The following is a 26,886-nucleotide window of genomic DNA, read 5'->3' on the forward strand; positions in this document are numbered from 1 at the left end:
GAGAATGTTATTTCACAAACTGCAAAGAAAGACTGGTGATGGACTGCGTTAACAGCCTATCACCAAGCTCATTACCAAGTTTGTGTCGCTTTAAACTTCTCGATTGCCGCTTTAAATGTCGCTTCAATCTCGCCGTTAAAATTACCAGTTTTGTTAATATCAGCCATAAGGTCAGCGTGTTCGCTGTTCATGTAGCTGATTAGAGAGCTTTCAAAACTGCCAATCTTGCTTGTTTCAACATCTTCAAGGTAGCCATCATTAGCAGCGTAAAGGACTACGCCCATGTCAGCGACAGGCATTGGAGAGAACTGCTTCTGTTTCATCAGTTCTGTAACCTGTTTACCGTGCTCTAACTGCTTACGAGTTGCTTCATCTAAGTCAGATGCGAACTGAGCGAATGCCGCCAATTCACGGTACTGAGCTAAGGCCAGACGAATACCACCGCCTAGTTTCTTAACGATCTTAGTTTGCGCTGCACCACCTACACGAGAAACCGAGATACCTGCGTTCATTGCTGGGCGAATACCCGCGTTGAATGCACTCGCTTCAAGGAAGATCTGTCCATCAGTGATGGAAATAACGTTCGTTGGTACGAAAGCAGATACGTCACCACCTTGAGTCTCGATGATTGGCAATGCAGTCAAAGAACCTGTTTTGCCTTTCACTTCACCATTGGTGAACTTCTCAACGTATTCAACGCTTACGCGTGAAGCACGTTCTAGAAGACGAGAGTGAAGGTAGAACACATCACCTGGGTACGCTTCACGACCTGGTGGACGACGTAGTAGCAATGAGATTTGACGGTAAGCCCAAGCTTGTTTCGTCAAATCATCATATACGATCAATGCGTCTTCACCGCGGTCACGGAAGTATTCACCCATTGTACAGCCAGTGTATGGAGCAAGATAAAGCATTGCTGCTGGATCAGATGCGCCGGCTGCGACAACCGTGGTGTATTCCATTGCGCCAGCTTCTTCAAGCTTACGTACAACGTTAGCAATAGTAGATTGCTTCTGACCGATGGCTACGTATACACACTTAATACCGCTGTCTTTCTGAGCGATGATAGTGTCGATAGCCAACGCCGTTTTACCAATCTGACGGTCGCCGATGATCAACTCACGTTGACCACGACCCACTGGAACCATGGCATCGATCGCCTTGTAACCAGTTTGGATAGGTTGATCAACGGACTGACGAGCGATAACGCCCGGTGCCACTTTCTCAACTTTATCTGTCAATTTAGTGTCGATCGCGCCTTTGCCGTCGATTGGGTGACCCAATGCGTCAACAACACGACCTAGTAGTTCAGGACCCACTGGAACTTCCAGAATACGACCTGTACATTTAACTTTTTGACCTTCTACAAGGTCTTGGTATTGACCCAGTACAACCGCACCTACAGAGTCACGCTCTAGGTTCAAAGCCATACCAAAAATACCACCAGGGAATTCAATCATTTCCCCGTACATTACGTCTGCCAAACCGTGGATCAGAACGATACCGTCTGCCACGCTGACAATTGTGCCTTCATTCTGGGCATCAGAAGAAACATCAAGGTTCTCGATGCGCTTCTTGATAATCTCGCTGATCTCAGATGGATTCAGTTGCTGCATGCTAAATTCCTCAACCCTGTTTTCGATTTAACGAAATACTAGGAGTTTATCGCCTCGGCCAGTTTCGCTAATTTACCGCGTACTGAACCGTCGATGATTAAGTCACCGGTACGGATAACCACGCCACCAATTAGGCTCGCGTCTGTTTCATTGGTTAAGTTGACCGTACGATCTAACTTTTTCGCCAACGAAGCGGCTAATGATTGTGCTTGTTCAGTTGATAACTCGAACGCTGAAGTAAATTTAACATCTACTGCTTTTTCGAAGTTCAATTTGAACTCTTGAAATAACGTTGAAATAGCAGGTAACAGCAATAAACGCTTGTTCTCTGCAAGGTTAAGCAAAAATGCTTTACCTTGTTCTGTCGTTACTTCAGCACAAACTTCCGCTAGAGCGTTTGCCTTCTCTTCCGCACTAAAAGCAGGGTTCTGAAGTGCGATCTTAAGCTTAGGTTCAGAGGTAACAGACGCTAATATGTTCAACATACTAGCCCACTCTGTTACATGACCTTGCTCACGAGCTACTTCAAAAGCCGCTTTAGCGTACGGTCGCGCGACTGTTTTTAATTCAGCCATTAGACCCTCGCTTAAAGCTCTTTGGCGAGTTGTTCAACGATCTCGCTATGTGCTTTTTCGTCAATAGTGGCACCCAAAATTTTCTCGGCACCGGCATAAGCAAGAACAGAAACTTGAGCTCGCAATGCTTCTTTAGCACGCACAACATCTTGTTCTATTTCTACTTGAGCCGCTTCGCGCAGACGCTTGCCATCGGCAATTACCTGCTCTTTCGCCTCGTCGATCATTTGGTTCGCACGTTTGTTGGCTTGTTCAATAATCTCGGCCGCGTGTTCCTTGCTTTCGCGTAATGTTTGAGCAGCTTGTTCTTGAGCTAACTCTAAATCACGTGAAGCACGGTTCGCTGCTTCCAAACCGTCTGCAATTTTTTTGCTACGCTCTTCGAGCGCAGCAATAACTGGTGGCCACACATATTTCATGCAGAACCAGACAAAAATCGCAAACGAGATAGCTTGGCCTACAAGTGTGAGATTTAAATTCACGCTAATATCCTCGCTCTAAGTCGTTTATAAATAGTTTCTGCAAAGTGTCGCAGAATCTTAACCAGCGACCTGAGCAACAAAAGGATTCGCGAAAGTAAAGAACAATGCGATACCTACACCGATCATAGTTACGGCGTCAAGAAGACCCGCTACGATGAACATTTTAACTTGCAGCATTGGAACCATCTCTGGTTGACGCGCAGCGCCTTCCAAGAATTTGCCACCTAGTAGACCAAAACCAATCGCAGTACCTAGGGCACCTAGACCGATAAGAAGGGCTACAGCAATCGCAGTAAGACCAACTACAGTTTCCATTTTAACTCCTACATTTTCACAGTTTTAGATTCAAGAAATAAGTATAACTAAAGAACTCTTTTTTAATGCTCTTCGTGTGCCATGCTTAGGTACACAATGGTCAACATCATAAAGATGAAGGCCTGAAGCACGATAATCAAAATATGGAAGATTGCCCAAGGCACAGAAAGCGCCCACTGCAAGCCCCAAGGCAGAACAGCGATCAAGATAAAGATCAATTCACCGGCATACAAGTTACCAAATAGTCGCAATGCCAATGACACAGGCTTCGCAAGCAGGCCAACACCTTCAAGTAACAAGTTGAAAGGAATCATCCATTTGCCAAACGGCTGTAATGTTAACTCACCAACAAAACCACTCACGCCTTTTACTTTGATGCTGTAGTAAATGATCAAAGCAAAAACCGAAAGAGACATACCCAAGGTCGCATTCACATCTGTCGTAGGGACAAATTTGAAGTACACATGACCGTCGGTTGCGCCAAACAGGTTAACCCCAACCCAATTTGCCAAAACAGGCAAAAAGTCGACTGGAACCAAGTCCATCGCGTTCATTAAGAACACCCAAACGAAAATGGTTAACGCCAGTGGAGCAATGACTTTATTTTTTCCATGGAAGGTTTCTTTGACGCTGCCGTCAACAAACTCCACCATCAATTCAACAAAGTTTTGCAATCCAGACGGTGTATCTGCAGACACTTTCTTTGCTGCCATGCGAAACAACCACAAAAATAGAACACCAAGTGCGATAGAAACCGCCATTGTGTCTAAATGAATTGCCCAGAACCCCATTTCCGACGCTGCCTTAGCACTATGGGCAATACCCCACGAACCATCAGGATGCTGACCAAAAGTCAAATTCTGAAGGTGGTGTTGTATGTATGCGGAAGTCGTTGGACTTTCAATTGCCATATTTATATCCACGCTCTTTCAATGATTAAAATCTTAACCTTCTGTACGGTTACTTATTCAGTACAAAAGGGCTGAGCCAATGACTCAAAATCGCAACACCAAAGCCAGCAAAAAAACTGCCTGCCGCTAAGGGTTTAATAAAAAGAAAAACCAGCGACAATAACACCGCTGTCAAAACCAACTTACCGGTTTCTCCTTTATAGAATGCTCTTACGACATCCTTAGCTGGGCGAGTTCCTCGATAACCAAAGACACGCCATGCCATGTAAATATTAGGAACCAAACTGCAAAGAGCCCCCAGTACAAAAGAGTACCCGTAGAGACCACTAAGAAAGCAAAAAATTCCCAAAGAAATGAAGAAAACGAAAAGAATCTGCAAAAATATGAAGCGAATGACCGATTGTTTCTTAGCAAGAAGCAACGCTGTCGCTGTTAAAGGCTTCTTGTTAGTCATTTTCTACTACCTTTTTGCGATGCACCAAAATAAAGCAAGGAAGGTGCATTTTCTTCCCTCAATTCTAAAATTCGACGCATTATATGAGTATTAGAAGCTGTGATCAACCGAAACTGACCACTCTCACCACTTCTTAGTAATTATGTCCAGATGGGAAAATCAACTTGTCATAAAATTACTTTATTTTTTCGTAAAGAGCTCACTGATCAGTAGCTCAAGATGCTCAGGATTGCGGTATTCAATAACCACTTTTCCTTTGCCTTTTGCGGACGGCTGAATTTTTACAGAAGCGTTTATAGACTGACTAATTTTCTCAGCTTCGGCGTTAAAATCAGGTAAGGCAGGCGTATTTTTCTCTGTGTTTTCAGGGGCTTGAAGTAGTTTCACTAAACGTTCAGTTTCACGAACTGACAAAGATTTAGTCACCACTTGAGAGGCAGCCTGTATTTGTTTTTCTTGCTCTAAGGGTAACAAAGCACGTGCGTGCCCCATTTCAATATCACCGTGTTCTAATAAACGACGCACCTCAGGAGAAAGTCCCAATAAACGCAATAAATTGGCCACGGTAGAACGAGATTTACCAACGGTATCAGCAACTTGCTGCTGAGTTAGGTGAAAATCCTCAACTAAACGTTGCAGTGCTAATGCTTCTTCAACAGGGTTTAAGTCTTCACGTTGAATGTTTTCAATCAACGCTAATACCACGGCATCCGAATCTTCAACATGACGAACAATGACCGGCACTTGAGTCAGGTCGGCTAATTTAGCCGCCCGCCAACGACGCTCACCAGCAATAATTTCATACTGATTTGTGCCATTTGGACGAACCACGATCGGCTGCATGATGCCTTGAGTTCGAATCGAAGACGCCAACTCATCCAACAAGGCAGGGTTCATATCACGACGAGGCTGAAACTTACCTTTAGAAAGCCACTCTACAGGCAAATAGGTTAAGCCCTTAATAGGCTCACTACCAGAAGGTGTCTGTGATTCGGTCGTCGTGGCCTGCGGTGCTAACAAGGCATCTAAACCGCGACCTAAGCCTCTTTTTTTCATCGTCATCTTCTAACACCTTAATTGAAATCAGTATAATCGCTATGCTCGCACTCTAAGAGTGCGTTTTTCTAATAAACTCGCCCGCGAGTGCGAGATAAGCAATGGCACCACGAGATTGTTTTTCATAATGCAGCACTGGAAGCCCGTAACTCGGCGCTTCAGCAAGACGTATATTTCTTGGAATTACCGTATCGTAAACCTTACTGCCAAAGTGCTTTTGCAGTTGGCCTGACACATCGTGCGTTAAGCTGGGCCGAGGATCATACATAGTTCGCAGAATACCCTCAATTTCCAATGAAGGGTTCAGCGCACGAGTAATATGCTCTATGGTTTGCAACAGCGCAGTAAGCCCTTCAAGAGCGTAATATTCGCATTGCACAGGAATCAATACGCCTTGCGAAGCCGCCAACGCATTGACGGTCAACATGTTTAATGCAGGCGGACAATCTAACAAAATATAATCAAAGTCATTATCGACTTCGTAAAGTCCCGCCCGTAAACGGGTTTCTTTACTCGGTAAATCCAACAAGGCAACTTCAGCCCCGGTTAAATCACCATTGGCCGGTAGCACCCAATATTTACCTGGATCAGGGGTGTCTTCCATCACGACTTTCATGACTTCTTTCACCCCATGACTACCAACCAATACATCAAAGACACTGGTTTCTAGCTGATCTTTGATTAATCCACTTCCCGTTGTGGCGTTACCTTGAGGGTCGAGATCGATCAAAAGCACACGGCGTTTCATCGCCGCTAAAGAAGCGGCCAAATTGACGCAGGTTGTGGTTTTACCCACCCCACCTTTTTGATTCGTGACTGCGATTATTCTCGCCATGGTTATTTATCCTTTACGTGCCATCACGACCATATGACGCTCGGCATGTATGGTTGGCACATTGAGCGGTTCGATATGGATGACCTCTACTCCAGACGGCAACCCAGCAAGCTCTTCACTAGGGTATACCCCTTTCATAGCCAAAAAGTTACCTGTGTCCTTTGGTAGCGGCAAGGTCCAGTTTATCATGTCTTGAAGCGAAGCAAAGGCTCGAGAAATAACATGATCATAGTGACCTTGATAAGCGTGTTTCTCAACGCGCTCATTAGCAACCGTGACATTATTAATGCCCAGTTCCATTTTAACTTGGGTTAGAAAACGGGTTTTTTTGCCGTTGCTGTCGAGCAAAGTAAAACGTTTTTCAGGAAAACAAATAGCAAGCACCATACCAGGTAAGCCAGGACCGGTTCCCACATCGATGATGTCGTCTCCGGTAATAAAGGGCAAAGTGGCTAAGCTATCAAGTAGATGTAATGAAATCATCTGATCAACATCTCGAATCGCAGTAAGATTGTAGGCCTTATTCCATTTTTGGAACATAGCAAGGTAATCTACCAGCGTTTGAATCGTTGTATCAGATAAATCGGCGCCCATTTGTTGGGCGCCTTTTTGAATGGCATCAAAGTGAGTCACAGTCGAATCCAATTAAAAGGCGTTATCGGCTGCTGATTCTAGGCACTTTTGCGTGCAATCGCACGTTTTTTCAAGTGAATTAATAGTAAGGATACTGCCGCAGGCGTGACACCTTGGATACGAGATGCCGCTGCAAGCGTTGCTGGACGGGATTGAGTCAGCTTTTGCTTGATCTCATTAGACAAACCTTCCATCTTGCTATAATCCAGATCCGCAGGTAATTCGGTATTCTCTTGTCGGCGTAAGCGCTCAATGTCTTCCGCTTGACGAGTAATATAGCCGGCGTATTTCACCGCGATTTGAACTTGCTCAGACACTTGTTCATCAACCGGAGTTTCTGGCGCATTCTTCAAATTGGCAATATCGCTGTAAACCACATTCGGACGTTTCAATAAATCCAATAAGCTGTATTCATGGGTTATTGGCGTTTCAAGCTTAGGGTTTATAACGTCTGCTTCAGGTGAATTAGGCACAATCCAGCTGGATTTTAAACGCTGAGTTTCCAGTTCAATGGCTTCGCGTTTTTTACAGAATTGTTCCCAACGAGCGTCTGAAACCAACCCAAGTTCGCGGCCTTTTTCAGTCAAACGCATGTCTGCATTGTCTTCACGAAGAATCAAACGGTATTCCGCTCGACTGGTGAACATTCGATAAGGTTCTTTGGTTCCCATGGTGATCAAATCATCCACCAACACACCTAAATAGGCTTCATCACGGCGAGGCGTCCAAGCGTCTTTGTCTTGAGCAAGACGCGCAGCGTTAATCCCAGCCAACAAACCTTGTGCACCCGCTTCTTCATAACCGGTTGTACCATTGATTTGACCAGCGAAGAACAAACCAGGCATGTGCTTGGTTTCTAAAGAGTATTTTAGGTCTTGAGGATTGAAGTAATCGTACTCAATAGCGTAACCAGGACGAATGATATGAGCATTTTCCATGCCTTTCATTGAGCGAACTAGCTCAATTTGCACATCAAATGGCAAAGACGTTGAAATGCCATTCGGATAAAGTTCGTGAGTGGTTAAACCTTCTGGCTCAATAAAAATCTGATGAGAGTTTTTATCCGCAAAACGCACGATTTTATCTTCAATAGAAGGACAGTAACGTGGGCCAACACCTTCAATCACACCTGTGTACATAGGAGAACGATCCATACCACTACGAATAATATCGTGTGTTTTTTCATTGGTATGAGTAATAAAGCATTCAATTTGACGTGGGTGCATTCCACGGTTGCCCATATAGGACATCACAGGAGTGGTGTCATCACCTGGCTGCGCCTGCATTTGAGAAAAATCAACAGAACGCGCATCAATACGTGGTGGCGTACCTGTTTTCAAACGGTCTACACGAAATGGCAAAGCGCGTAGCTTTTCAGCCAAACCTATTGATGGTGGATCACCGGCTCGCCCACCCGCGTGGTTTTGTAAACCAACGTGGATAATGCCGCCTAAAAATGTTCCAGCTGTTAACACAACCGTTTTACTGTTAAAGCGGATACCAGTTTGAGTGATAACCCCTCTTGCTTCGCCATCTTCAACAATAAGATCTTCAGCAGATTGTTGGAATAACCAAAGATTTTCTTGGTTTTCCAATTGGTAGCGAATAGCGGCTTTATAAAGAATACGATCCGCTTGAGCACGAGTCGCTCGCACTGCAGGACCTTTACGAGAATTCAAAGTACGAAATTGAATGCCAGCTTTATCTGTAGCCAGTGCCATAGCACCGTCTAAAGCATCAATTTCTTTTACTAAGTGGGACTTCCCGATACCACCGATAGCAGGGTTACAGGACATTTGTCCTAAAGTTTCAATGTTGTGGGACAACAATAACGTTTTCACACCCATACGTGCAGCGGCTAAAGCAGCTTCCGTACCAGCGTGTCCACCACCGACCACAATCACATCAAAGCGGGTTGGGAAATCCACGGGAACCTCGGAATAAAAAATGAATAAAAAACGAACAACTCGAATCAGGGCGCTTAGTATATCGGCTAATTTTGAAAAAGAAAGCGACGCTAGAGCCCATTACCCGGTCATCAATATTAATATAAGTATATTATATATATGTCTTTTTATGTTTGTTATGTTTATATAGCAGCCTAAAATCAGTGGATAACTTAAAAATATTCATATAAATTATGATTTTACAGCGATAACAACTTGTTAAGACAGGGCGGGTTATCTTGTGGTGTGGATAACCTGAGCCTGTGTATAAAAGGGGTAGTTATACACGGCGATTTTTTTACCTCTGAGTTGTTAAAAACTGTGCAAAACTTCTTATGAACCTATCACCATACTTATCAACAAGCGTGTTTTTTGAGTGTTTTTAACGTATCTTTATGTTAAATAAGGTTTTTGTTGTTTTATTAACATGGCTTTATGGCTCTTTCCTATAAAAACTATCCACAAGTAAAAAATCAAAAAAAATTAGATTTCCTTAATTTCTGTAGAAAGTGATATGTGAATAATTCTGCTTTTTCCATGTTTTCAACATGCAGAAGAGATTGTGGAGAAAGGATGAAAGTCTCGATTTTGTTAAATTGTGAGTAACTTTTATACGGTTTTACTTTGCAGCCATGGACTGTTGACGGCCCGATAGGCGTTTAGACATTCCCAAGATGTTGGCAACAACCCCTGTCTCATCGCCAACAATCGGGCGACATTATGAGTAAAGGTCCATTAGGCATAGGGCAGAAATGCGGTAAGCAGTGTGCAGCGATAGGTTCGCTTCGATGGTCAGTGGTGGGATAATAAAAAGCACCATCATGACATGATCGACCTTGTCTTAAAAAGGTCGTCTTCAATCTGGTGCTTTTGATGTAAACGGTTACGCCTTTAGCGTGGGATTAAGCCGTTTTTTTAAGCGTCTTCTTTTAAACTTTTCATGTCTATAATGAAACGATATTTCACATCGCCTTTTTTCATTCGCTGGTAGGCTTCGTTGATGTCTTGAATCTTGATCATTTCAGCATCGCACTCGATATTGTGTTCCGCACAAAAATCCAACACTTCTTGCGTTTCTGCGATACCACCAATTAATGATCCAGTGAGTACTCGACGTTTCAAAATCAAATTAGCAGTGTGAAGCGCAGGTTCAATAGGCTCTATTAGACCAACCAAAATATGCGTTCCGTCGACTTTTAAAACATTAAGGTAAGGGTTCAAGTCGTGTTGTACTGGAATGGTATCTAACAAGTAATCAAAGCTAGAAGCGGCCGCTTGCATTTGAGCGTCGTCGGTCGAAACAATAACATGGTCGGCGCCTTGTTGTTTGGCTTCGCTGACTTTGCTTTCAGAACGGGTAAAAATGGTCACTTCAGCGCCAAGTGCTTTCGCGAATTTAACGCCCATATGGCCCAAACCGCCCATACCGATAACGCCAACTTTGTCTCCAGCTTTCACACCATTATGACGCAATGGAGAATAAGTGGTGATACCTGCACATAATAGTGGCGCGGCTTTGCTGATATCCAATGCTTCAGGAATCGATAAAACAAATTCTTCGCGTACGATAATATGATCAGAATAACCACCATGGTTTAGACTGCCATCAATCATGTCACGGGCGCCGTACGTTCCTTTTATGCCCGCATCGCAGTATTGTTCTAAATTTTGCTGACAAGATGGGCAAGTTTGGCAAGAGTCGACCATACAGCCAACACCAACAAGATCGCCTACTTTGTATTTGCTGACACGACTGCCAATTTCTGTCACGCGGCCAATGATTTCATGACCAGGTACGACTGGGTATTCACTTGGTCCCCAATCACTTTCTGCGACATGGATGTCTGAGTGGCAAACACCGCAATACAGAATATCGATATTAACGTCATTATCACGCAATGCGCGACGTTCAAAAGTAAAGGGGGCTAAAGGGCTTGTTGCAGAACGGGCTGCGTACGCTTTTGCTTGGCTCATAATGCTCTCTCAAATAATTATGATGGGATATGTGCCATGCAGTGTAAAAGATGAAAGCCTACTGTGTGTTGTGCATTCTTGTTATAATTTTGCCAATTCCTCCAAATAGCCCAAACTTAACTTTTCCTACACAATCTTGAATATTATATTTTTACTATTGATTACAGTAGATCAAAGGATAATGCATGCCGAAAACAAAATTAGTCGATTTGATCAAACCTCTTATTGAAGACGATGGCTTTTCAGACAGCTTGATTGAAAATGTACGGTTAATGAAGTGTGCGAAATCCATACCTAGAATGCCGCTTATTTACAGCCCAGGCTTAACCATCATTGTTCAGGGGCGAAAAATTGGCTATCTAGGCGATCGTGAAATTCATTATGATTCCGGCCATTACCTTGTACAAACCTTACCCTTGCCCTTTGAATGCGAAACTTTCGCCAGTGAAGACGCTCCCTTGTTTGGCGTTTCGATTACCATCGATCCTGCATTATTATCTGAGCTGGTTATTGATACCCATGAAGACGAAATTCCGTCATCTGTTCCCTATTTTCCCATGTCTTCAGTCGCCATGAGCGACAACATGGAAGTGGCTGTAACGCGACTTGTCGAAGCGCTCCATGATCCGAAAACGGCGAAAATAATGGGGCAAAGTCGATTGCGTGAAGTGATTTTTGAAGCATTGCAAAGCTCACAAGGCAGCGCATTACGAGCTTTGGTGGTAAACCAAGGACGCTTTTCTCAAATTGTTCACTCTTTAAAGCAACTGCATCAACAATTAGACCAAGAAGTGCGAGTTGAGCAACTTGCGGAAGAAGCCAATATGAGTGTGTCTAGCTTTCATTATCACTTTAAAACGATAGCGGGCTCTTCGCCATTACAATACTTAAAACGTTTGCGTCTTTTAAAATCACAAATGCTTTTAAATCAAGGCTTTAAAAATGTAAGCCAGATTTCTTTAGACGTTGGATACAAAAGTGTTCATCAGTTTAGTCGAGATTATAAGCGTTATTTTGGCGTCCCTCCGACCAAAGACAAACAAAAAGAAAGCGCATTATTGTGATGATTTAAGCGCGTATTTGATTTTAATAGACAAGTGGTCTAAATTATAAGTTCATCATGTCATTAGGTAGGAAATTTTTTTGTTACGATCCGAAGCCATACCAACAACAAGCGTGCTTGAAGGGGCAGTCAAGCCGCGTCGTGGGCGTCCGAAAAAACACCCAAATGAAACGCAAGATACCCGTGAAGTTCTATTGCGCGCAGGCATGTTGGTATTGACGGAAACAGGCTTTACCCGCAGTGGCATAGAGTCGATTTTAAAGTCTGTTGGGGTGCCAAAAGGGTCTTTTTATCACTATTTTGCTAGCAAAGAAGCGTTTGGGTTAGCGGTTCTTGAACGTTACCGACGGTATTTTGAAGCCAAGCTCAGTAGTTTTTTATTGGACGACGCCTTCCCTCCTCTCGAGCGATTACAGCGCTTTGCGAAGGATGCTCAAGACGGTATTGTGCGCCATGATTTTAAGCGCGGCTGCTTAGTTGGTAATTTAGAGCAAGAGTCTGCATTACTGTCAGATGCGTTTCGAGAGCAGCTGCAAGCGACCTACGAAAGCTGGCAACGACATGTGGCTGTGTGCCTATTGGAAGCGCAAAAACAGGGACACATTCAATTAACCGGAAGCCTTGAAGAAACTGCTCAGGCATTTTGGATTGGCTGGGAAGGGGCGGTTCATCGTACTCGACTGATAAAAAGTACTCAGCCGTTGACTGTTTTTCTGTCATTTTTTATTCAGGCTATTACAGCCAAATCGCGTTAAAAAACCAACCAAAAGACTACTTTTGGTTTTTTTATATATTTAAATAGACGATCGGTCTAAAAGGAGATCTTATGTTTCGTGCATTGATTATTGATCAAAATGAAGAACGCCAGCAAACCTGTACTTTGAGCAATGTAGAAGAATCTCAGCTTCCTGAAGGGGATGTTTTAGTTGAAGTTGCTTACAGCACCTTAAATTATAAAGATGCGTTGGCCATTACCGGCAAAGGTCGTATTGCTCGTTCTTTTCCTATGGTGCCAGGCATCGATTTGGTTGGTAAAGTGCTGCAAAGCGATTCTGAACGCTTTCAAGAAGGCGATTGGGTGCTGCTTAACGGTTTTGGTGTGGGTGAAATGCATTGGGGTGGATTGGCGGAAAAAGCGCGTCTGAAAAGTGAATGGCTTATTCCATTGCCAAGCGGTATCGATGCGAAACAATCGATGGCCGTTGGCACCGCAGGATACACCGCAATGCTGTCTGTTTTAGCATTAGAAAAACAAGGTGTGACACCGGATTCTGGGGAAATCTTAGTGACTGGCGCAAACGGTGGCGTGGGCAGTTATGCGATTCGCTTGTTAAACCGTCTTGGCTATCAAGTGGTCGCGTCTACCGGAAGAATGGAAGAAACAGAGTATCTAAAAAGCCTGGGTGCAAACGATGTTATTGATCGTGCTACCTTGTCTGAGCCAGGTAAACCGTTGCAAAAAGAACGTTGGGCTGGGGTTATTGACTGTGTTGGTAGTCATACTTTGGTCAATGTGTGTGCCAGCACCAAGTACGGTGGTGTGGTGACTGCATGTGGTTTAGCACAAGGTCTCGACTTCCCTGCTTCTGTGGCGCCCTTTATACTGCGTGGTGTTAAATTGATTGGCATCGACAGTGTGATGCGACCTTTAGCGGATCGAATGGAAGCATGGCAGCGCTTAGGCGAACTGTTACAAGCGGAAGATTTCGATGCGATTAGTCAAGAAATTACGCTGGATGACGTCGCCAAAACCGCTTCTGCTTTACTTGATGGTAAAGTACGTGGACGAGTCATTGTGGCTTTTTAAGAGAGCAGCGTTTTATGTATGTGTTAGACCACGCTATTGCCATGAAAATTGTCAGCCGAACCATGGCCATTTTGGATTACAACGTGAATGTGATGAACAGTCAGGGAACCATTCTAGGTTCTGGTGACAGTCAGCGTATTGGCACCGTTCACGAAGGCGCATTGCTGGCGATAACACATAATCGGATCGTTGAAATTAACCAAGACGTGTCAGATAGCTTAATGGGCGTAAAGCCCGGCATTAATGTCCCCTTGCACCATCATGGAAATATCATAGGTGTGATTGGTATTACTGGGGACGTTAGTGAGCTTAATCAGTATGGTTTATTGTTAAAAATGACCGCGGAAATGATCGTTGAGCAAGCCAACCTTCAAGAAACCATACAGTGGGAAAACCGCCAAAAAGAAGAGTTTATTCTACAGCTGATTCGTGCGGATTTTGAATTAACACCACAGGTGGTTTCTTGGGCTGGGCAGCTTGGCATTGCTCTCGATATGCCAAGAGTGGCTGCTGTGATCGAAGTCAGTGATAACACGGGGAGTTTAAAAGAGCTCGTGCATTTATTGCAGCACCCAGAGCGCGACAACTTGGTGGCGATGACGTCGTTGAATCAATTGGTGATTCTAAAACCTGCTTTTCTTGATGGCTTCGCGTGGGACCCAGAACTTGAGAGTCGTCGTATTGATCAATTATTGAAGCGTTTGCCCCAGCCGCTTGCTGGGCATACTAAAATAGCCTTGGGGCACTATTTTCCAGGCTTAGAAGGCTTGTCTCATTCCTATCAAACAGCGCAAGATGCCCTTACTACAGGGAAAAAACTCAAACCAGATGAGCAGAAGTATCTCTTTGAAGAGTATTCCTTACAGGTTTTGTTGTCTGGCATGAAGCAAACATGGCGTGGTGAGGTGCTTTCTTCGCCTTACCAAACTCTTTTGGAAGCTGATAAAAAAGGCTTATTAATTAAGACGTTATCTGCTTACATCAAACACTTCGGTGACCTTCAAGCGTGCGCTAATGCACTGCATATCCATAGAAATACACTGCGTTATCGATTGGATAAAATTCAACGTTTAACCCATCTTAATATTCATTCTTTGGATGGATTATTCAGCCTGTACTTAGGGCAATTGATTACGAAATAACGCTCTTATTTATCATATACGCTTAATTTTTTGTGTATATGAACAAAAAATAGAAAAATCTCCCCGCCATTTCCAGACAATCGTCTAAAGCTTCCTATGCTATTTTGGTGAATAATAACCCGTTCTAATACTGAGCGTTTTCTCGCTCTACCTAATAAAAATTAAAAAGGTAAAATCATGGCTCTCGTACTCATCTTGATTGCGGTCATCATCTTTATTGTTTTGGCGACCTCTAAATATAAGCTTCACCCCTTTCTTACCTTAATCCTAGCGGCTTTTATTGCTGCATTTGCGTATGGTTTACCGAGCAGCACCATTGCTAAAACTATAACGTCTGGTTTTGGTGGGATTCTAGGTTATATCGGTTTAGTGATTGTTTTAGGTACGATTATCGGCACCATTTTAGAAAAAAGTGGCGCTGCCATTACCATGGCCGATGTGGTGATAAAGCTATTAGGAAAGCGTTTCCCGACGCTGACCATGTCCATTATAGGCTACATCGTTTCTATTCCTGTGTTCTGTGATTCTGGCTTTGTCATCTTAAACTCCCTTAAGCAATCCATGGCAAATCGTATGAAGGTGTCGAGCGTTTCTATGAGTGTGGCTTTGGCGACGGGCTTGTATGCAACTCATACGTTTGTACCGCCAACACCTGGTCCGATTGCTGCAGCTGGTAATCTTGGATTAGAGTCGAATTTAGGTTTGGTTATTGGCGTGGGCCTTTTGGTGTCTGCGGTTGCTGCGATTGCAGGAATGTTGTGGGCAAACCGATTTTCTAACGTTGAGCCTGATGGTGAAGGTGCCGCTGAGCTGAAAATAGAAAATAAAGATTACGATGCGCTTAAGCAAAGTTATGGAGTGCTACCAAGCCCAATAAAAGCTTTTGCCCCTATTTTTGTACCCATTTTGCTTATTTGTTTTGGTTCTATTGCCAATTTCCCTTCTCTACCGCTAGGTCACAGTGGCCTTTATCAAACGCTTGTTTTTTTAGGGCAGCCTGTTAATGCCTTGTTGATTGGTTTGTTTTTATCTTTGCCTTTATTAAAAGGCGATAACAAGGTCACGGCGTTTAGTGAGCGCATTAGTGAAGGTTTAGTATCTGCGGCCCCTATTCTACTGATCACCGGCGCTGGTGGAGCATTTGGTGCTGTGCTTAAAGCGACGCCCATTGGTGACTATTTGGGATCGTCTTTGTCGGCCTTAGGCGTGGGAATTTTTATGCCTTTCTTAGTGTCTGCCGCTCTTAAATCTGCGCAAGGTTCATCAACAGTTGCCTTGGTCACCACCTCTGCGTTGGTTGCGCCACTGCTTGGTCAGATTGGCTTAGACAGTGAAATGGGACGCGTACTAACAGTGATGGCGATTGGTGCGGGTGCGATGACGGTTTCTCATGCGAATGACAGTTTTTTCTGGGTGGTTGCTCAGTTTAGCCGCATGAGCGTGAATCAGGCTTATAAAGCACAAACCATGGCGACGCTTATTCAGGGTGTGACCGCGATGTGCGCTGTGTATTTGTTGAGTCTAGTATTGCTTTAAAGGCCAACAGGCTAGTTTGCTATAGATCTATCAAGCACTCAGGCGCTTATGTTTGAGTGTGTTTTACTCTTTTAGAGCGCTCGATTTTCTGGATGTGAGTGCGTTTGTTAATGATTTGCTTTTTTTCTTAATGGGTATTTTTATGAAAATTGTCATTGCTCCCGATTCATTTAAAGAAAGTCTGAGCGCGTTAGGTGTTTCTAATGCCATTGAAGCGGGTTTTCGCCATGTTTTTCCGGATGCTGAGTACGTCAAAGTACCAATGGCCGATGGTGGTGAAGGCACAGTTCAATCCATGGTGGACGCCACAGAAGGTTACTTTATTGATTTGAGCGTCACAGGGCCGCTTGGACAGCCCGTTCAGGCTCAATATGGTGTGTTAGGTAGCCAACCGGGTAAACCCAGTACTGCGATTATTGAAATGGCGTCAGCGTCGGGTTTGCATCTGGTCCCCAGAGAACAACGTGATCCGCGTATCACCACCAGCTATGGTACTGGTGAATTGATTAAGGATGCCTTAGATCGTGGTATTGAGCACATTATTCTTGGCCTAGGTGGCAGTGCGACAAACGACGGTGGCGCAGGCATGGTGCAGGCATTGGGCTATCAGTTACAAGACGTAAATGGCAGGGAGATTCCATTCGGCGGTCTTGCGTTGAAGCAACTTAACAGGATCGACGCGAGCTTGGTTCACCCGAAATTGGCGGCTTGTGTTATTGAGGTGGCGTGTGATGTGGACAACCCTTTATGTGGTGAACGCGGTGCGTCGGCGATTTTCGGCCCTCAAAAAGGCGCGACGCCAGCAATGGTTCAAGCATTAGATCTGTCACTCGCACACTTTGCGGATGTGATTGTCAGCAGTGGCCGAGAAGACCAGCGTTTGGTCGCAGGGGCTGGTGCTGCAGGTGGGATGGGACTTGGGGTTAAGGCGTTTCTAGGTGGCAAATTAAAGCCCGGAATCGAGATCGTCATGGCGACGGTCGCGTTTGCTGAGAAGCTTGAAGGCGCCGACTTGGTGATTACCGGTGAAGGCCGTATTGATGGACAAACGGCATTTGGCAAAACCCCAATGGGGGTATTAAAGCAAGCCCAAGATAAAGGTTTACCGACGATTGGTATTGCTGGTTGCCTCGGTGAAGGGGCTGAAATTATGTTGGAAAAAGGCATGTTGGCTATTTTCCCCATCATCCCCTTTTTGCATTCTTTAGAGCAGGTGTTGGCTGAAGCTGAAGCTAACGTTACTTATACTGCTCGTAATATCGCACAAAGCATCAAGCTTGGTGGCCAGTTAAACCGCTAGCTAAGCGGTAAAGTTTGGGTGCAGAACAGTTAACTCAGAGGCTGTTTTGCACTTTTTTCCATGATAACGTCGCTTATTCAGTGGTTTCTTCTTGAGCTTTAGCGCGGGGTAATTGGTCGCTGTTCCAGCCTCCTCCTAACGCCGCAATAAGCTGTACGCTGTTTACCAATTGCGTGCTGATTAAGCTCAATTGGCTTTGTTGCTGGCTTAAGCTGGTGGCTTCGGTTGTGGCGACATCTAAGTAATCAATCATGCCTAATTTGAACTGATTGTAAGTAACGCGGGCGGACTCTTTAGCAAATTGAGTCGCCAGTTGCTGAGCCTGTATTTCTTTCTCAAGCACTTGCATCTCTACCAGATAATCTTCGACTTCTTGAAACGCGCTGAGTACCGTCTGACGGTAATTAGCGATATTGGCGGCATACTCAGCTTTGGCTTGTTTTACCTGGGCTTTGGTTGCCCCGAAATCAAAGATATTGCCACTAAGTGAAGGCCCAACAGACCACGCTCTGGATGGCAACTCGAAGAGATTGCCAAGCACGCTGTTTTCAAAACCGGCACTGGCTGATAACGATAAATCGGGATAATACCCAGCGATGGCAACACCCACGGACGCATTGGCAGACGCCATGTTTCGCTCCGCATAGGCAATATCCGGGCGACGCTCTAAGAGTGCGGAAGGCAGCGTTTTAGGGACCGCAGGCAATTGAAAGCTCAGTGGCTGAGCGGCTAATGAAAACGCCGCCGGCGGTTTACCGATGAGCGCCGCAATGGCGTGTTCGTATTGTGCCCGTTGCCATTGTAAATCGAGCATAGAGACGCGCGTACTATGGAGCTGAGTCTGTGCCTGTGACACGGATGCACTGGAAATATTGCCCACTTTGTATTGGTTGGTGACGACTTTCAAGTAGTGCTGATACACGGTGATATTAGCCTGATAAAGGCGGATTTTTTCGTCTAATACGCGCAACTGAAAATAATATTGAGCCAACGAAGATTGGGCACTGAGTATCGCTGAGGCTAATTGCGCAGCACTGGCTTGTGCGCTGGCGCGGTCGGCTTCACGCGTGCGTCGTAATTTGCCCCATAAATCGATTTCCCAGCTTACGGTGCCTTGCGCAGAGTACGCATTGCTGGTTTGGCTCTGGCTACCAGAACGTGTTGCGCTCGCTGTGGCACCGATAGATGGGTACAGATTCGCGCCTGCTTCTTCGGCCACCGCTTTTGCTTTTTCGTAGTCTGCTGCGTATTCAGCGACGTTCTGGTTGCTGATTCTTACCTGTGCGATCAAGGCAGATAAGGTGTCGTCTTGATACAGATCCCACCAAGCACCTTTCGGCTGTAAGTCAGATGGAGTGGCTTTTTTCCAGCCTTTTGCTTCTTTGAATTGCTCGCTGCTGGGCGCATCGGGACGCTGGTAATCTGGTCCTACGGCGCTACAGCCTGCGAGTACCAAGGAAATTAAGGTCAAGGCAAACACTTGTGTTATTCGATTATTCATCATGATCCATTTTTATCATTGGTTACAGTGCTGGTGGGGTTCAATGAGTGACTTTCTTGTGCTCGGTCACGTCCTACAAGGCGTAGCCACAGACCTTTACCTGTGTCGCTGATGCGCTCCATATAAAGGTAAACCACAGGTGTGGTGTAGAGTGTTAGGAGCTGGCTAACGAGCAAGCCACCACAAATGGCTATCCCTAATGGGCTGCGTAAATCCGCATCTCCACCGCTTGCAATGGCCATGGGTAGAGCGCCAAAAAACGCCGCTAAAGAGGTCATCATGATAGGACGGAAGCGCTTTAGACAGGCTTCCCGGATCGCCTCTTCAGAAGATAAGCCCTGTCGTCGCTGCGCATCTAATGCAAAATCAATCATCATAATGGCGTTCTTTTTAACAATGCCGATCAACAGCAAAATGCCAATAAACGCGACGACCGTCAGCTGGGTGCTGGTTATTTTCATTAGCAACAAGGCCCCCAGTCCAGCGGATGGCAAGGTCGATAAAATGGTCAGCGGATGGGCAAAGCTCTCGTATAACATGCCTAAGATCAGGTAAACCGACAGCAAGGCCGCAAGGATTAACCATGGCAAGCTGCTGGCAAAGGCTTGCGACAGTTTGGCGCTACCGGCGTAATTGGCCACGATACTGCTGGGTACCGCTAAGCTCGCAAGTTCTGCTTTGATTGCTTGTTGGGCTTGTTGTAACGTGCTGCCATCGGCGGTGTTGAACGCAATAGTGACAGTGGCAGAAAGGTCCTGATGGGCGACCGACAAAGAGGCATTACCGCTTTTTAGGCGAGTAAATTCACTGATTGGTATGACATCGCCACTGTTATTAACGATATTGAGAGAGCGCAGTACTTCGCTGTCGCTGGTGTAGTCGCTGGTTAAGCCCATGACCACATGGTATTGGGTGGATTCCTTATATAAAGTCGTGATTTGTCGCTGGCTGAAGGCGTTGCTCAACAGGGTATCAAAATCGTCTACCGAAATGCCCAAACGGGTGGCAGCGGCTCTGTCTATGATGATCTGTACCTCTTGACCGCCCTCTTGAAGATCTGAATCTACTCCGCTGAGTTGAGGCAATTTGGCCAGCGCGGTTTTAATTTTTGGTGCCCATGCCCGTAATGTGTCTAGGCTGTCGGATTGCAGACTTAATTGATAATTGGCGTTGGCGCTGCGTCCGCCTCCTCGAATATCACTGTCGGCGCGTAAAAATAAACTGCCATCGGCCAGTTGTTGGCCTTGTTTGTATAAGCGGTTGGCGACTTCGCTTGCGGTTGCTTGGCGCTCACCAATGGGTTTGAGACGAATAAAGAACTGGCCAACATTACGGGAACCGTGGCGGGAACTGCTGATTGAACTCATTACCCCCGCAACGGCAGGGTCATTTTTTATCATTTGAGAGTATTTGCGTAGCCGAGGCTCCATGGCGGCAAAGGAGGTATTTTGATCGGCTCGTACTGCACCAAACACAATGCCTGTGTCTTGTTCTGGAAAAAAGCCCTTTTGCACGCTGCTGTACAGATTGACGTTGAGAAGAACTGTTCCAAGCAGAGCCAACATCGTCAGTCGCTTGTGTGCCAGCACTCGATCTAAGCTAGTACGGTAGCCGTTCTGTAGCCTTGTAAAAGCCGATTCAATAACGCGATAAAGCCATGGCTGCTTGCTACTGACCGTATGGCGTCGCAGCATCCGCGAGCACAGCATTGGCGTTAACGTCAGTGACACCAACATAGAAATCACCAAAGAGACGGATAACGTGACCGCAAACTCTCGTAATAGCTGGCCCACCATGCTGTTCATAAAGAGCAAAGGAATAAACACGGCAATCAGGGAAATTGTCATCGCCAATACCGTAAAGCCGACCTCCTTGGCCCCTTTCAAAGACGCTCTGACAGGCCCTAAGCCATTTTCTATGTGTCTTGAGGTGTTTTCCAAGACAACGATGGCATCGTCGACCACAAAGCCGGTAGAGACGATGAGCGCCATTAAAGACAAGTTGTCTAGGCTATAACCCAGTAAATACATCACGGCAAAGGTGCCCAATAGCGACACTGGCAAGGCCATTGCCGGAATCAATAAGGCACGACCATTGCGTAAGAACACAAACACAACGGCGATGACCAAGGCGATGGCAATCAATAATGTGCGCTCCGTTTCATGCAAAGCAGAGCGTACGGTTGGCGAGCGATCCAGCACAATGTTCAATTCGGCATCTTTTGGTAACAGTTTTTTAAAGAGCGGTAACTGAGCTTTGATGTCATCAATGGTCGACAGCATATTGCTGCCTGAGGATTGCGTAACGCCAAGGTTGATGGCGGGCTGATTGTTGTAATAGCCGACATTGAAACGGTTCTCGACGCCGTCCGACACCTGAGCCACATCGGATAAATGAATCGCGGCCCCATCCACATGATAAATAACCAAATCAGCGAATTCTTGAGCGTGCAGTAGTTGATCATTGGTGTTGACCATCCAGCTGCTTTTTTCCCCTTGGATAATGCCTTTCGGCTGATGATCCGTCGCGTTCACTATGGCTTTACGAACCGTGTCTAACGAAATGCCGTAATGGGTTAAGGCTTGTGGGTGTAAATCGATACGCACGGCCGGCAAGGCGCTGCCAAATAAAGAGACGTCACTGACCCCTTCAATTTGTGAAATACGAGGTTCTAACTGGTTGGCGGCAAAATCATACAGTGTGCTTGGGCTCAATGATGGCGAAGTCAAAGAGAGCATGAAAATCGGCGCCGAGGAAGGGTTTCTCTTCTGGTAGGTTGGCGACGACGTCATGGCGCTGGGTAAGAGGCTCTTAGCGGCGTTAATCGCGGCTTGCACTTCTCGAGCTGCGCCGTTGATATCGCGGTTTATATCAAACACCAAGACGATAGACGTAGAGCCTTGTGAGCTCGACGAGGTCATTTCACTGATGCCTGAAATTTGCCCTAACGCGCGCTCTAGCGGTGTTGAAACGGTGGCGGCCATGACCTCTGGGCTGGCGCCAGATAGGCTGGCATTCACCACTATCATAGGGCTTGAGATGGCCGGTAAGCTTGCCACAGGCAGCCACTGAAAGGCGATTACTCCCAATAACATGATGGCCATGGTGATCAGCCAAGTGGCCACCGGCCGAAAGATAAACACACGCGACAGGTTCATTAGATTGACCCTTTCGCGTTTTGTTTTTTGGTGCGTCGACGACGATAAATCAACTTATCAAACAACAGATAAATAACCGGAGTAGAAAACAACGTCAGTAATTGACTGAGGATCAAACCGCCGACAATAACCAACCCCATTGGCTGGCGTAATTCCGCGCCTGAGCCTTGCGCCAGCATTAAGGGCAAAGCGCCAAACAGTGCGGCCATGGTGGTCATTAAAATCGGTCGTAAACGCAATAAACACGCCTGATGAATGGCTTCTCTAGGGGACAAATGTTGCTCTTTCTCGGCTTCTAAGGCGAAATCGATCATCATGATGGCGTTCTTTTTGACAATCCCGATCAGCAAGATAACACCGATGAGCGCGATCAAATTGAAATCCGTGTCGCGCATTAATAGCGCGAGAAATGCGCCAATGGCAGCGGTCGGCAAGGTGGATAGAATCGTTAAAGGGTGAATAAAGCTTTCGTACAAGATGCCCAGTACCACATACATGGTCAGCAATGCCGCCAAGATGAGCCATAAGGTGTTGCCGGTAGCGTCACTAAACGCCGACGCCGAACCTTGGTATTTGAGCGTTAGACTGTCTGGGACCTTAAGCTGATTGATGGTGTCGCTAATGGCCTGTTGAGCTTGTTCTAATGAGTAACCCTGTGAGACATCAAAAGAGACAGTCACCGCAGGTATTTGCCCTAAACGCGCCTTCATTAAGGCGCCGGTAGTTTGTGTCACCGTCGCCACATCCGTGAGACGCACCATAGGGGTGTCATCATCGTCACTGCTGGCGGTTCCAGCCAGATAAATATGATTGAGAGTATCGGTTGCGCTCAGAGGATTAGGGGGGACTTCAAGCACGACGCGATACTGATTCGATTGGGTAAAGATCGTTGAGATCAAACGTTGTCCGAAAGCGTTGTATAAGGCGGTGTCAACGTCGGCGGCGGTAATCCCATAGCGTGCGGCAATGTCTCGATGAATGGTGACATAGCTGACCAGTCCTTGATCCTCTAAATTACTCACAACATGACGAAGTTCGGGTTGCTGCTGCAAGGCGGACACCAGCTTAGGTGTCCACTTGGTCAGCTGGGTGCTGTCGGTGTCGTCGAGGGTGAACTGATATTGGCTTGGGGTGATTTGATCATCGACGGTGAGATCTTGTTGGGCTTGTAAATAAAGCTGAATGCCAGGCACATCCGCGACTCTGTGTCGTAAGCGCTCAATAATGTCAGGAGCGCGGTCTTCCCGCTGTTCAAAACTGGTGAGGTTGATTTGCAACATACCGCGATTAAGGCTGGTATTTTGCCCATCCACGCCTAGGGTCGAGCTAATACTGGCAACATCTGAATCGGTCAATAAATGGCGAATAATGGCCTGCTGTCGAATGCTCATTTCTTTAAAAGAGACGCTGTCTGAGGCCACAGTAATACCGCGAATAACCCCTGTGTCTTGCGTTGGGAAAAAGCCTTTCGGCAACAAGACATACAAGCCGACAGTCAATAATAAGGTGCCAAAAATCACGGCCAAAGCGATGCGCTGGTGGTTCAATACCTTGCTTAACGCACGGTCGTAGGCGGCAACGATTTGGTCGAATACTTGACCGCCTTTTTTATAAAAACGACTTTGTTCTGCATCGGGAATACGGCGCAACAAATATGCGCAAAGCATCGGGGTTAAGGTCAGAGATATCACCATGGAAACTAAAATAGCCACCGATAAGGTAATGGCAAACTCACGGAATAAGCGCCCAACGACGTCGCCCATAAAAAGCAAAGGAATCAACACGGCAATCAGCGAAAAAGTCAGAGAAATGACGGTAAAGGCGATTTGTTTGGAGCCTTTCAAGGCGGCCTGAAGAGGAGACTCTCCGCGCTCTAAGTGGCGGGAAATATTCTCAACCACCACAATGGCATCGTCTATGACAAAGCCGGTGGCGATAGTCAGAGCCATTAAACTTAAGTTATTGATACTGAACCCTGCTAGGTACATGACCACAAAGGTGCCAATCAAAGACAAAGGCACCGCAACGCTAGGAATCAGGGTTGCCGCCAAGTTTCGTAAAAACAAAAAGGTCACCATCACCACTAAGGCAATGGACAACATCAGCTCAAATTTTACATCACTGATGGATGAGCGAATGGTTTGTGTGCGATCCGATAAAATCGTTAATTTGACGCTGTCTGGAAGCAGGGTTTGTAATTTCGGTAATTTGGCTTTGATGTTGTCGACGACATCAATCACATTGGCGCCAGGTTGGCGTTTCACCTGCATGATAATGGCGGGTTTTCCATTGGCCGTGGCGGATAAGTAGTCATTTTCATTACCTGAAACGACCTTGGCCACGTCTTGTAGGTGTAATGCCGCGCCATTTTCGTATTTCAAAATGAGGCTGCTGTATTGCGCCGCGCTTTCTAATTGGTCGTTTGCATCGATCGTAATAGAGTGATATTTGCTGTCGAAGCCGCCTTTTGAGCCGTTTAAATTGCTGTTATTGACTAGGGTATAGATGTCTTCAAGGGTCAAATTGTGCGCGGCTAACGCCTTAGGGTCTGCCTTAATTCGAATGGCTGGCTGATGACCGCCAGCCAAGGTGACCAAACCGACGCCAGATACCTGCGACAGTTTTAAAGCGACACGAGAATTGATCAGATCCTGAACTTTTGTCAGTGGCAAGGTATCAGAGCTGGCGGCAATCGTGAGCACAGCACCATCTGCTGGGTTCACTTTCTTATAGGTTGGTGAATACGGCAAATCAGACGGTAACAAGCTGTCAGCGGCGTTGATCGCAGCTTGGACTTCTTGTTCGGCGACATCCAAAGCAAGGGCTAAGTTAAATTTCAAGGTGATGATCGAGGCCCCACCAGAGCTGGTGGAATATATCTGGTTTAGCCCCGACATTTTTCCCAATTCTTGCTCAAGCGGCGCAGTCACAGACGTTGCCATCACATCAGGGCTTGCGCCAGGGTACAAAGTAGTGACTTGTATCGTCGGATAGTCGACTTCTGGCAAGGCCGATACGGGCAACAAGCTGTAAGTGAACGCACCGGACAACAGCAGTGAAACCATCAATAAAATGGTCGCTACAGGGCGCTCAATAAAGACTCTAGACGGGTTCATTCGCGGTCCTTTGTCTGCTCGTTATCCTTGTGCTGCTCAATAATCTTAACCTTGCTGCCTTCTATTAGATTATCAATGCCTGTCGTTACCAGCTTGTCCCCTACTTTGACCCCAGACAGAGCAACGATGGTGTCTTCGTCTGCAACAGGACCTAGGTTGACCATTTGTTTATGAACGCTATTGTCCGCGTTAATAACAAACACGAAATCGCCGCTGTCATTGAGCTGTAGCGCCGCTTTAGGGATGACCACCGCTTGGTTGAGTTGGGCGATTTTCATGCGTACATTCACAAATTGATTGGGGTAAAGCGTTTCATTGTCATTATTGAATAGTGCCTTTAATTTGACCGTGCCGGTGTCGCTATCAACGCTGTTGCTAATGTTGGCCAGCTTACCTTGCGCTAGTGTTTGTTTACCGATTTGGTCGAATACGAAGACTTGAAAGGACTGATTTTTGCGCCATCCCTGTAGCACACTTTGCAGGCGCGCTTGAGGGATGCTGAAGGTAACGGCAATAGGATTAACTTGTGTAATGGTGACTATTGACGTGGAATCCGCTGTCACCAAGTTGCCTTGGTCCACATCAAGTAGGCCTGTATAGCCACTGATAGGCGCGTGAATTTTAGCGTATTCGATGTCTAATCTAGCCGCGACGATTTGTGCTTTGTCGGTTGCAACCAAGCCTTGGTATTGGCCCACTGTCGCTGCTTGCTCTTGCACATCTTGCGCTGAAATAGAGTCTTCTTTCGCTAGTTGTTGATAGCGCTCTAATGTGGCTTGCGCGCTTTTTAATAACGCTGCATTTTGCGCTAGCTCGCCTTGGTATTGGGCCAAGGTTGCTTGATAGCTCCGATCGTCTATTTGGGCCAGCACATCCCCTGCTTGCACATACTGACCTTCATTGAACAAGACTTTCTGCATTTCACCGGTAACACGACTGGTTACCGTGACAGAGGTATTGGCTTTTACTGTGCCTAACGCATCCAAAAAAACCGCAACATCAGCTTGGCTCGCTTTATCGGCATACACGGCAGTGACCTGATTCGGGTTAAAGCGTCTTCTTCCACCGGGACCTCCAGGGCCTCCGCCTGGTGGTCTTTGGCGTTCGCCTTGTTGCGCACCGTGCGCGGGTTGTTCAGCATGAATATAGTGCCAAGCATACCAACCTCCCCCAATGACCAGAGCGGCAAGAATGAGTAAACCTAGTCGGGATGTTTTGCTTGAACGAGTCGTCATTTTTTTGTCACTGTTATGCAGATGATGAGAAAGTCTGAATCGAAATAAGAAGGATAGTTACCGCAACGCGTTGCTAAATAGGAATCGCTCTTACTCAGAAATTAAGAGCATCAGTCTATGAATAATCCGCTCACCAACAATGCTTTTTACCTTTATTTACATAAGGCGTCTGAGACAGTCGATAAACCAATAGGCGAGCTAAAAAACAGCGAAATATTGAGCGTTAACAAG

At 46.0% G+C, this 26,886-nt stretch carries 21 protein-coding genes; 6 read left to right on the top strand and 15 right to left on the bottom strand.

Features of this window, described 5'->3' with window-relative positions; translation table 11 throughout:
- Positions 1-71: 71 nt before the first annotated feature.
- The 11 genes from atpA to ACIGBN_RS10525 all read right to left on the bottom strand — a co-directional run bounded on the left by atpA (position 72) and on the right by ACIGBN_RS10525 (position 10,797).
- Positions 72-1,616 (bottom strand): F0F1 ATP synthase subunit alpha, encoded by a 1,545-nt coding sequence (gene atpA, locus ACIGBN_RS10475; protein WP_133002236.1) that lies wholly within the window; start codon positions 1,614-1,616, stop codon positions 72-74.
- 38 nt (positions 1,617-1,654) lie between these two features.
- Positions 1,655-2,191 carry a F0F1 ATP synthase subunit delta gene (locus ACIGBN_RS10480; RefSeq protein ID WP_396665293.1) on the bottom strand — a complete coding sequence of 179 codons (537 nt, stop codon included), beginning with the start codon at positions 2,189-2,191 and terminating at the stop codon, positions 1,655-1,657.
- A gap of 11 nt (positions 2,192-2,202) precedes the next feature.
- The gene (locus ACIGBN_RS10485) at positions 2,203-2,673 is read right to left on the bottom strand and encodes a F0F1 ATP synthase subunit B (RefSeq protein ID WP_133002238.1); all 471 of its coding nucleotides are present in this window, start codon (positions 2,671-2,673) and stop codon (positions 2,203-2,205) included.
- 57 nt (positions 2,674-2,730) lie between these two features.
- Positions 2,731-2,988 carry a F0F1 ATP synthase subunit C gene (gene atpE, locus ACIGBN_RS10490; protein WP_009834415.1) on the bottom strand — a complete coding sequence of 86 codons (258 nt, stop codon included), beginning with the start codon at positions 2,986-2,988 and terminating at the stop codon, positions 2,731-2,733.
- 62 nt (positions 2,989-3,050) lie between these two features.
- Entirely contained in the window at positions 3,051-3,899 is an 849-nt protein-coding gene (gene atpB / locus ACIGBN_RS10495; RefSeq protein WP_133002239.1) for a F0F1 ATP synthase subunit A, read from the bottom strand.
- A gap of 49 nt (positions 3,900-3,948) precedes the next feature.
- Entirely contained in the window at positions 3,949-4,353 is a 405-nt protein-coding gene (locus ACIGBN_RS10500; protein WP_133002240.1) for an ATP synthase subunit I, read from the bottom strand.
- A gap of 180 nt (positions 4,354-4,533) precedes the next feature.
- Entirely contained in the window at positions 4,534-5,415 is an 882-nt protein-coding gene (locus ACIGBN_RS10505; protein ID WP_133002241.1) for a ParB/RepB/Spo0J family partition protein, read from the bottom strand.
- A gap of 46 nt (positions 5,416-5,461) precedes the next feature.
- Positions 5,462-6,244: a ParA family protein gene (locus ACIGBN_RS10510; protein WP_133002242.1), complete on the bottom strand. Its 783-nt coding sequence runs from the start codon at positions 6,242-6,244 to the stop codon at positions 5,462-5,464.
- 6 nt (positions 6,245-6,250) lie between these two features.
- A complete protein-coding gene (gene rsmG / locus ACIGBN_RS10515) occupies positions 6,251-6,877 on the bottom strand; it encodes a 16S rRNA (guanine(527)-N(7))-methyltransferase RsmG (protein WP_133002243.1) in 627 nt (208 codons plus the stop codon).
- A 38-nt stretch (positions 6,878-6,915) separates the two neighbouring features.
- Positions 6,916-8,805, bottom strand: a complete 1,890-nt coding sequence (gene mnmG / locus ACIGBN_RS10520; RefSeq protein WP_133002244.1) for a tRNA uridine-5-carboxymethylaminomethyl(34) synthesis enzyme MnmG — start codon at positions 8,803-8,805, stop codon at positions 6,916-6,918.
- A gap of 933 nt (positions 8,806-9,738) precedes the next feature.
- Entirely contained in the window at positions 9,739-10,797 is a 1,059-nt protein-coding gene (locus ACIGBN_RS10525) for an NAD(P)-dependent alcohol dehydrogenase (RefSeq protein ID WP_133002245.1), read from the bottom strand.
- Between the two features lie 185 nt (positions 10,798-10,982).
- On the opposite strand from ACIGBN_RS10525, the gene ACIGBN_RS10530 reads away from it, so the two are divergent.
- The 6 genes from ACIGBN_RS10530 (at position 10,983) to ACIGBN_RS10555 (ending at position 17,645) form a co-directional block, all read left to right on the top strand.
- Positions 10,983-11,861: an AraC family transcriptional regulator N-terminal domain-containing protein gene (locus ACIGBN_RS10530; protein WP_396665298.1), complete on the top strand. Its 879-nt coding sequence runs from the start codon at positions 10,983-10,985 to the stop codon at positions 11,859-11,861.
- A gap of 79 nt (positions 11,862-11,940) precedes the next feature.
- Positions 11,941-12,615, top strand: coding sequence for a TetR/AcrR family transcriptional regulator (locus ACIGBN_RS10535; RefSeq protein ID WP_207923331.1), 675 nt, complete (start codon positions 11,941-11,943; stop codon positions 12,613-12,615).
- A 71-nt stretch (positions 12,616-12,686) separates the two neighbouring features.
- A complete protein-coding gene (locus ACIGBN_RS10540) occupies positions 12,687-13,667 on the top strand; it encodes an MDR family oxidoreductase (protein WP_396665301.1) in 981 nt (326 codons plus the stop codon).
- 14 nt (positions 13,668-13,681) lie between these two features.
- Entirely contained in the window at positions 13,682-14,809 is a 1,128-nt protein-coding gene (locus ACIGBN_RS10545) for a sugar diacid recognition domain-containing protein (RefSeq protein WP_133002248.1), read from the top strand.
- Between the two features lie 177 nt (positions 14,810-14,986).
- Positions 14,987-16,345 carry a GntP family permease gene (locus ACIGBN_RS10550; RefSeq protein WP_133002249.1) on the top strand — a complete coding sequence of 453 codons (1,359 nt, stop codon included), beginning with the start codon at positions 14,987-14,989 and terminating at the stop codon, positions 16,343-16,345.
- A gap of 142 nt (positions 16,346-16,487) precedes the next feature.
- Complete coding sequence (locus tag ACIGBN_RS10555) at positions 16,488-17,645, top strand: glycerate kinase (RefSeq protein WP_396665304.1); 1,158 nt, start codon at positions 16,488-16,490, stop codon at positions 17,643-17,645.
- A 73-nt stretch (positions 17,646-17,718) separates the two neighbouring features.
- Here ACIGBN_RS10555 and ACIGBN_RS10560 read toward each other — a convergent pair whose 3' ends face one another.
- From ACIGBN_RS10560 to ACIGBN_RS10575, 4 genes are read right to left on the bottom strand one after another with little or no spacing between them, the layout of a single operon-like run.
- A complete protein-coding gene (locus tag ACIGBN_RS10560) occupies positions 17,719-19,149 on the bottom strand; it encodes an efflux transporter outer membrane subunit (RefSeq protein ID WP_396665306.1) in 1,431 nt (476 codons plus the stop codon).
- Positions 19,146-22,304, bottom strand: a complete 3,159-nt coding sequence (locus ACIGBN_RS10565) for an efflux RND transporter permease subunit (RefSeq protein WP_396665308.1) — start codon at positions 22,302-22,304, stop codon at positions 19,146-19,148. The genes ACIGBN_RS10560 and ACIGBN_RS10565 overlap by 4 nt, the downstream gene beginning before the upstream one ends.
- On the bottom strand, positions 22,304-25,420 hold the full coding sequence (locus tag ACIGBN_RS10570; RefSeq protein ID WP_396665310.1) for an efflux RND transporter permease subunit: 3,117 nt from the start codon (positions 25,418-25,420) through the stop codon (positions 22,304-22,306). Before ACIGBN_RS10570 ends, ACIGBN_RS10565 begins: the two co-directional genes overlap by 1 nt.
- Positions 25,417-26,655, bottom strand: coding sequence for an efflux RND transporter periplasmic adaptor subunit (locus ACIGBN_RS10575; protein WP_396665311.1), 1,239 nt, complete (start codon positions 26,653-26,655; stop codon positions 25,417-25,419). The genes ACIGBN_RS10570 and ACIGBN_RS10575 overlap by 4 nt, the downstream gene beginning before the upstream one ends.
- Positions 26,656-26,886 lie beyond the last annotated feature (231 nt).

The organism is Marinomonas sp. NPDC078689 (genome assembly GCF_044542435.1).
Classification (GTDB): domain Bacteria; phylum Pseudomonadota; class Gammaproteobacteria; order Pseudomonadales; family Marinomonadaceae; genus Marinomonas; species Marinomonas arenicola.

Coding starts and splice junctions, on each gene's coding strand:
- atpA (WP_133002236.1), bottom strand. CDS start 1,616: ATGCAGCAACTGAATCCATCTGAGATCAGCGAGATTATCAAGAAGCGC.
- ACIGBN_RS10480 (WP_396665293.1), bottom strand. CDS start 2,191: ATGGCTGAATTAAAAACAGTCGCGCGACCGTACGCTAAAGCGGCTTTT.
- atpE (WP_009834415.1), bottom strand. CDS start 2,988: ATGGAAACTGTAGTTGGTCTTACTGCGATTGCTGTAGCCCTTCTTATC.
- atpB (WP_133002239.1), bottom strand. CDS start 3,899: ATGGCAATTGAAAGTCCAACGACTTCCGCATACATACAACACCACCTT.
- ACIGBN_RS10500 (WP_133002240.1), bottom strand. CDS start 4,353: ATGACTAACAAGAAGCCTTTAACAGCGACAGCGTTGCTTCTTGCTAAG.
- ACIGBN_RS10505 (WP_133002241.1), bottom strand. CDS start 5,415: ATGACGATGAAAAAAAGAGGCTTAGGTCGCGGTTTAGATGCCTTGTTA.
- ACIGBN_RS10510 (WP_133002242.1), bottom strand. CDS start 6,244: ATGGCGAGAATAATCGCAGTCACGAATCAAAAAGGTGGGGTGGGTAAA.
- ACIGBN_RS10525 (WP_133002245.1), bottom strand. CDS start 10,797: ATGAGCCAAGCAAAAGCGTACGCAGCCCGTTCTGCAACAAGCCCTTTA.
- ACIGBN_RS10530 (WP_396665298.1), top strand. CDS start 10,983: ATGCCGAAAACAAAATTAGTCGATTTGATCAAACCTCTTATTGAAGAC.
- ACIGBN_RS10540 (WP_396665301.1), top strand. CDS start 12,687: ATGTTTCGTGCATTGATTATTGATCAAAATGAAGAACGCCAGCAAACC.
- ACIGBN_RS10545 (WP_133002248.1), top strand. CDS start 13,682: ATGTATGTGTTAGACCACGCTATTGCCATGAAAATTGTCAGCCGAACC.
- ACIGBN_RS10550 (WP_133002249.1), top strand. CDS start 14,987: ATGGCTCTCGTACTCATCTTGATTGCGGTCATCATCTTTATTGTTTTG.
- ACIGBN_RS10555 (WP_396665304.1), top strand. CDS start 16,488: ATGAAAATTGTCATTGCTCCCGATTCATTTAAAGAAAGTCTGAGCGCG.
- ACIGBN_RS10560 (WP_396665306.1), bottom strand. CDS start 19,149: ATGATGAATAATCGAATAACACAAGTGTTTGCCTTGACCTTAATTTCC.
- ACIGBN_RS10565 (WP_396665308.1), bottom strand. CDS start 22,304: ATGAACCTGTCGCGTGTGTTTATCTTTCGGCCGGTGGCCACTTGGCTG.
- ACIGBN_RS10570 (WP_396665310.1), bottom strand. CDS start 25,420: ATGAACCCGTCTAGAGTCTTTATTGAGCGCCCTGTAGCGACCATTTTA.
- ACIGBN_RS10575 (WP_396665311.1), bottom strand. CDS start 26,655: ATGACGACTCGTTCAAGCAAAACATCCCGACTAGGTTTACTCATTCTT.